Origin of the sequence: Bradyrhizobium sp. (genome assembly GCF_016462955.1) — a bacterium.
Classification (GTDB): domain Bacteria; phylum Pseudomonadota; class Alphaproteobacteria; order Rhizobiales; family Xanthobacteraceae; genus Bradyrhizobium.
Map to the genome: position 1 here is coordinate 1 of NZ_JAEMSD010000234.1, position 5,809 is coordinate 5,809.

Genomic DNA, 5,809 nt, shown 5'->3' on the forward strand with positions numbered 1-5,809 from the left:
CCAAAGCCGAGCCGCTCGGCGCTGCCGGCGAAGGCTGGAGCATCCTCACCCAGGTGCTCGACCGCGCCGCGGTGCTCTGCGCCTTCGAGCAGGTCGGCGGCGCCGATCGTGCGCTGGAGATGGGCCGCGACTACGCGCTCGACCGCATCGCCTTCGGCCGCCAGATCGGCTCGTTCCAGGCGGTCAAGCACATGCTGGCGGACATGTACGTCTCGGCGACGCTGGCGCGCTCCAACAGCTATTACGGCGCCTGGGCGCTCTCGACCAATGCGGCCGAGCTGCCGGAAGCCGCCGCCGCCGCGCGCATCAGCGCGACGCAGGCGTTCCAGCACTGCGCCAAGAACAACATCCAGGTCCACGGCGGCATGGGCTTCACCTGGGAGTTCGACTGCCACATGTACTACCGCCGTGCCAACGCGATGGCGCTGGGGCTCGGCAGCCTGACTTATTGGGAAGACCAGTTGATCGACCGGATGCGGAAGAAGAACGCCGCGTAAATTCCTGTCGTCATTCCGGGGCGCGCGGAGCGCGAACCCGGAATCTCGAGATGAGACGATAACCTCTGGATTCCGGGTTCGATGCTTCGCATCGCCCCGGAATGACGGAAGAGAGATGAAACCATGAACTTCGACGACACCCCGCAGGAAGCCGAATTCCGCGCCACCGCGCGCGCCTGGATCGATGCGAATGCGCCCAAGCAATATGAGGAGGAACTGCGCAAATCCTCGCTCGGCCGCACCGTGCTCAAGAACGCCGACATCCTGCAGGTCGCAAAGGCCTGGCAGAAGAAGAAGGCCGACGCCGGCTGGGCCTGCCTGCACTGGCCTAGGGAATATGGCGGCCGCGGCGCCTCGCCGATCGAGCGGGTGATCTGGCAGCAGGAGGAAGGGCCGTTCGGCCAGCTCTCCCGCATGTTCATCATCGGCCACGGCATGTGTGGGCCGACCATGATGGCGTTCGCGCGCGAGGAGCATAAGCGCACATATCTGCCGCCGCTCGCCTCCGGCGAGAAGGTCTGGTGCCAGCTGTTCTCCGAGCCCGCCGGCGGCTCTGATGTGGCCGGTCTGCGCACCCGCGCCGAGAAGGATGGCGACGAGTGGGTGATCAACGGCCAGAAGATCTGGACCTCGGGCGCGCATTATTCCGACTACGGCATTCTGCTCACCCGCACCGATCCGACCGTGCCCAAGCACAAGGGCCTCACCATGTTCTTCCTGGACATGAAGAGTCCCGGCGTCGAGGTGCGGCCGATCAAGCAGGCGAGCGGCGCCTCCGACTTCAACGAGGTCTATTTCACCAACGTCCGCATCCCCGACCATCAGCGCCTCGGCGAGGTCGGTGACGGCTGGAACGTCTCGCTGACCACGCTGATGAACGAGCGCAGCGCCATCGGCGCGGCCGTCTCGACCGGCTTCCCGGAATTGCTCGAGTACTGCTCCAGCCTGATGCTCGACGACGGCCCCGCGATCGAGGATCGCGCGGTGCGCTCGAAGCTAGCAAACTGGGCGGTGAAGGCGAGCGGGCTGAAATACACCAGCATGCGTGCGATCTCGGCGCTGTCCAAGGGCGAGCGGCCGGGGCCGGAAAACTCCATCGGCAAGCTGGTTGCGGGCTCGATGATCCAGGACGTTGCGACCTACGCGCTGGACTTGCAGGGTGCGAGCGGTGTCGTCAGCGGCGAGGATGGCGAGCTCGCCGGACGTTTCCAGGCCATGCTGCTCCGCGCGCCCGGAACGCGCGTCGAAGGCGGCACCGACGAGATCATGCGCAACATCATCGCCGAGCGGGTGCTGGGCCTGCCGGGCGACATCCGCGTCGACAAGGACGTGCCGTTCAACAAGATCCCGACCAAGGGAAGGAACTAGCCGTCGTTCCGGGGCGGCTCGAAGAGCAGAACCCGGAATCTCGAGATGTGTAGGTAACCTCTGGCACCGGGTTCGCGCGTTGCGCGCCCCGGAATGACAAAAAGGAAGCGCCATGAATTTCGACGACACGCCGCAGGAAGCCGCATTTCGCGAGACCGCGCGCAAATGGATCGAGGCAAACGCGCCGCAGGAGCTCCACGCCGAGCTTTCGAAATCCTCGCTCGGCCGCATCCGCCTCGCCAATCGCGACATCGTCGATGTCGGCAAGGCCTGGCAGAAGAAGAAGTTCGAGGGCAATTGGGCCTGCCTGCACTGGCCGAAGGAGTATGGCGGCCGCGGCGCGACGCCGATCGAGAAGGTGATCTGGCAGCAGGAGGAGGGCGTCTACGGCAAGCTGACGCAGCCGTTCCAGATCGGCGAAGGCATGTGCGGCCCGACCGTGATGGCGTTCGGCAGCGAGGAGGCCAAGCGCCGCTATCTGCCCAAGCTCGCCTCGGGTGAGGAGATATGGTGCCAGCTGTTCTCCGAGCCGTCCGCCGGCTCCGATGTTGCCGGTTTGCGCACGCGCGCGGAGAAGAAGGGCGACAATTGGGTCGTCAACGGCCAGAAGATCTGGACCTCGGGTGCGCATTATTCCGACTACGGCCTCTTGATCGCGCGCACCGATCCCAACGTGCCCAAGCACAAGGGCCTCACCATGTTCTTCCTGGACATGAAGAGCCCGGGCGTCGAGGTGCGGCCGATCAAGCAGGCCAACGGCATGCAGGAGTTCAACGAGGTCTATTTCACTGACGTCGTGATCCCCGATAGTCAGCGTCTCGGTGCCATCGGCGAGGGCTGGAGCGTGTCGCTGACGACGCTGATGAACGAGCGCATGTCGATCGGCGCGCGGCTTGCGACCGGCGTCCCTGAGATGTTCGAGTTCTGCTCCAATTTGATGCTGGAGGATGGCCTCGCCATCGAGGATCCCGCCGTGCGCTCGAAGCTCGCGAGCTGGGCGGCGAAGTCGAATGGGCTGAAATTCACCAGCTACCGCACCATCTCGGCGCTGTCGAAGGGCGAGCGGCCAGGCCCGGAGAATTCGATCGGCAAGCTGGTCTCGGGCATGATGCTGCAGGACATCGCGACTTACGCCCTGGACCTGCAGGGCGCGGCGGGCGTGCTCACCGGCAACGACGAGGAGACGGTGCAGGGCCAGTTCCAGCAGATGTTGCTGTCCTCGCCCTCGATGCGCATCGCCGGCGGCACCGACGAGATCATGCGCAACATCATCGCCGAGCGCGTGCTGGGCCTGCCCGGCGACATTCGCGTCGACAAGGACGTGCCGTATAACAAGATCCCGACCAAGGGGCGGTGATGGCATAGTAGGGTGGGTTAGCGCAGCGGATGCGCGAAGCGCGATCCGCTCGGCGTAACCTACCAGATCGGTCAATGCGGAAGCAAAGAGGTGGGTTACGCCTTCGGCTAACCCACCCTACGAAGAGTGAGCTGATCCATGGACGCACCCGTCAAACAAGCCGATCGCATCGGCGTGCTCGAAGAGCTCCTCAACGAGCGCTACTCGGTCCGCGCCTTCCTCCCCAAGGACGTCGACCGCGCCATCATCGAGCATGTGCTGGCCACCGCCCAGCGCACGGCGTCCTGGTGCAACAGCCAGCCCTGGCAGGTCGTCATCGCCAGCGGCGAGGCCAAGGAGCGCTTTCGCAAGGCGATCTACGCTGAGGCCTCGAAGGGCCTCGGCGATGATTACGACTTCACACCGCCGCGCGAATATATCGGCGTCTACCTCGATCGCCGCCGCGAGAGCGGCTTTCAGCTCTACAATACGCTCGGCATCGCCCGCGGCGACAAGATGGCCTACGCCAGGCAGGCGCTGGAAAACTACAATTTCTTCGGCGCGCCGCACGTCGCCATCATCCACACCAACGAGCCGCTCGGCATTTACGGCGCCATCGATTGCGGCGCCTATGTCTCGAACTTCATGCTGGCTGCACAGGCGCTCGGACTAGGGACGATCCCGCAGGCAGCGCTGGCGCGCCACTCCGGGCTGATCCGCAGCCACTTCAACCTGCCCGAGGACCGCCGCGTCGTCTGCGGCATCTCGTTCGGCTATGCCGACCATGCCCACAAGGTCAACAGCTACCGCACCTCGCGGGCGAGCGTGGCGGAAACCGTGACCTTCGTGGACGAGTGACCGGCCTCGCCGGTTGGTGCTCGAACGCATGAAAAGGCGGCCGTGGAAACGGCCGCCTCCATCTTTTCCCGATACGATCGAGGCCGGCTGTCAGCCGCCGCTACCGCCGATCACAGCCCGCACCGTCTCGTCGGGCCCGAAATCCTCCGCGCCGTCGACATAGAGCAGCGCGGCGAGCTTAGAGCGGGCGCGGTTCACGCGGCTCTTGATCGTGCCGACTGCACAGCCGCAGATCGAAGCCGCGTCCTCATAGGAGAAACCGGAGGCGCCGACCAGGATCAACGCTTCACGCTGATCCTGCGGAAGCTTTTCGAGAGCGGTGCGAAACTCCTCGAACTCGAGATGGGCGTTCTGCGACGGCTGAGTCTTCAGCGTCTTGGCATAGTTGCCTTCGGCATCCTCGACCTCGCGCCGCCGCTTGCGATAGTCGGAGCGGAAAAGGTTGCGCAGGATCGTGAACAGCCACGCCGGCAGGTTGGAGCCGGGCTGGAACGAGTCGATGTTGGCGAGGGCGCGCAGCAGCGTCTCCTGCACCAGATCGTCGGCGCGATCCGCATTGCCGCTGAGCGAGATGGCAAACGCGCGCAGGCTCGGCACGGCCGCCAGGATGTCGTTACGCAGGGAGTCCGTGAGAGGCATTAATCCCTCCCGTTGTTGTTGTCGTTAGATCCCGCGTCATTTTCCACTTGAGGCGCCGCTCCCTGGGCATCAAGCTTCTTGATCAGTTCCGCGAACCGATCCGGAACCCCCTGCCGCACCACATCGTCGTACATCGCGCGCAGTTGGTGCCCGATCCGGGATTGAATCTCCGGAGTGAGCCCTCCCTTGCCGGGGGTCGTGCTTCTGCTGACTTGAGACTTGAGATCTTTCATGACCTGTTCCACGTTTCCCCGAGTTAAGTGACTGTAAAATCGAGAAATTTTCTCAACCGGGAGCCGTTCCCTGGATAGGCTCAATTCCAGCTGCGCTAAAAAGTTCCCAGTTCGCCGGAACTTTTCTAGGCTCGGGGCGTAATCAGTGCAGCAGGGGAACCCCGGGCCCCCCGCGTGACCTCAGCTAAGGTTGGCCCGAAGACGAATGGAGTGGGGATGTCCCGTTCACAGCTTGTTGCTGAACACTTGCCGTTGTTGCGCCGGTACGCGCGCGCCCTGACGGGCAGCCAGTCCTCCGGTGACGCCTATGTCGCCGCCATGCTGGAGGCTATGCTGGGAGACCCGTCGGTGCTCGACGAGAGCCATGGGCCCAGGGCCGGCCTTTTCCGGCTGTTTACCCAGATTTGGAATTCGGTCTCTGTCAACGACGATGCCGAGGTGGCGACCCTGCCGATGCCACCCGAGCGGAGGCTGTCTAACATTACCCCGCTGCCGCGCCAGGCCTTCCTGCTGCTTTCGCTCGAGGGCTTTTCGGAAGAGGAAGTCGCCTTCGTTCTCGGCACCGACGTCGCGGAGACGCGCCGCCTTGCGGACGCTGCCGGCCGCGAGATGGCCGCCGAGATCGCGACCGACGTGCTGATCATCGAGGACGAGACCTTCATCGCCATGGACCTCGAGAGCCTGGTGAAGAATCTCGGCCACAATGTCGTCGGCGTGGCGCGCACCCATGCCGATGCGGTGGCGCTGGCCAAGAACAAGCGGCCGGGCCTGATCCTCGCCGACATCCAGCTCGCCGACGGCTCGTCGGGCCTCGACGCCGTCAACGAGTTGCTGCGCACCTTCGAGGTGCCGGTGGTGTTCATCACCGCCTACCCCGA

At 64.5% G+C, this 5,809-nt stretch carries 6 protein-coding genes and 1 pseudogene; 5 read left to right on the forward strand and 2 right to left on the reverse strand.

The genetic code is table 11. The annotated features are described in order from the left end of the window. From JHD07_RS22265 to JHD07_RS22280, 4 genes are all read left to right on the forward strand, one after another. A partial coding sequence (locus tag JHD07_RS22265) for an acyl-CoA dehydrogenase family protein (RefSeq protein WP_291625813.1) occupies positions 1-497 on the forward strand: 497 nt, incomplete at its 5' end. A gap of 123 nt (positions 498-620) precedes the next feature. Beyond that, positions 621-1,865 (forward strand): acyl-CoA dehydrogenase, encoded by a 1,245-nt coding sequence (locus tag JHD07_RS22270; RefSeq protein WP_291625815.1) that lies wholly within the window; start codon positions 621-623, stop codon positions 1,863-1,865. Between the two features lie 112 nt (positions 1,866-1,977). Further along, entirely contained in the window at positions 1,978-3,222 is a 1,245-nt protein-coding gene (locus tag JHD07_RS22275; protein ID WP_291625817.1) for an acyl-CoA dehydrogenase, read from the forward strand. Between the two features lie 138 nt (positions 3,223-3,360). Then, positions 3,361-4,059 carry a nitroreductase gene (locus tag JHD07_RS22280; RefSeq protein WP_291625819.1) on the forward strand — a complete coding sequence of 233 codons (699 nt, stop codon included), beginning with the start codon at positions 3,361-3,363 and terminating at the stop codon, positions 4,057-4,059. Between the two features lie 90 nt (positions 4,060-4,149). Here the strand turns inward: JHD07_RS22280 and JHD07_RS22285 are convergent, their stop codons facing one another. Both JHD07_RS22285 and JHD07_RS22290 read right to left on the reverse strand, forming a co-directional pair. After that, positions 4,150-4,698, reverse strand: coding sequence for a sigma-70 family RNA polymerase sigma factor (locus JHD07_RS22285; RefSeq protein WP_011090521.1), 549 nt, complete (start codon positions 4,696-4,698; stop codon positions 4,150-4,152). After that, positions 4,698-4,931, reverse strand: coding sequence for a NepR family anti-sigma factor (locus tag JHD07_RS22290; protein ID WP_291625837.1), 234 nt, complete (start codon positions 4,929-4,931; stop codon positions 4,698-4,700). The genes JHD07_RS22285 and JHD07_RS22290 overlap by 1 nt, the downstream gene beginning before the upstream one ends. Positions 4,932-5,147: 216 nt before the next feature. On the opposite strand from JHD07_RS22290, the pseudogene JHD07_RS22295 reads away from it, so the two are divergent. Further along, positions 5,148-5,809, forward strand: a pseudogene (locus tag JHD07_RS22295) (response regulator); the annotation flags it as partial.

Coding starts and splice junctions, on each gene's coding strand:
- JHD07_RS22270 (WP_291625815.1), top strand. CDS start 621: ATGAACTTCGACGACACCCCGCAGGAAGCCGAATTCCGCGCCACCGCG.
- JHD07_RS22285 (WP_011090521.1), bottom strand. CDS start 4,698: ATGCCTCTCACGGACTCCCTGCGTAACGACATCCTGGCGGCCGTGCCG.
- JHD07_RS22290 (WP_291625837.1), bottom strand. CDS start 4,931: ATGAAAGATCTCAAGTCTCAAGTCAGCAGAAGCACGACCCCCGGCAAG.
- JHD07_RS22275 (WP_291625817.1), top strand. CDS start 1,978: ATGAATTTCGACGACACGCCGCAGGAAGCCGCATTTCGCGAGACCGCG.
- JHD07_RS22280 (WP_291625819.1), top strand. CDS start 3,361: ATGGACGCACCCGTCAAACAAGCCGATCGCATCGGCGTGCTCGAAGAG.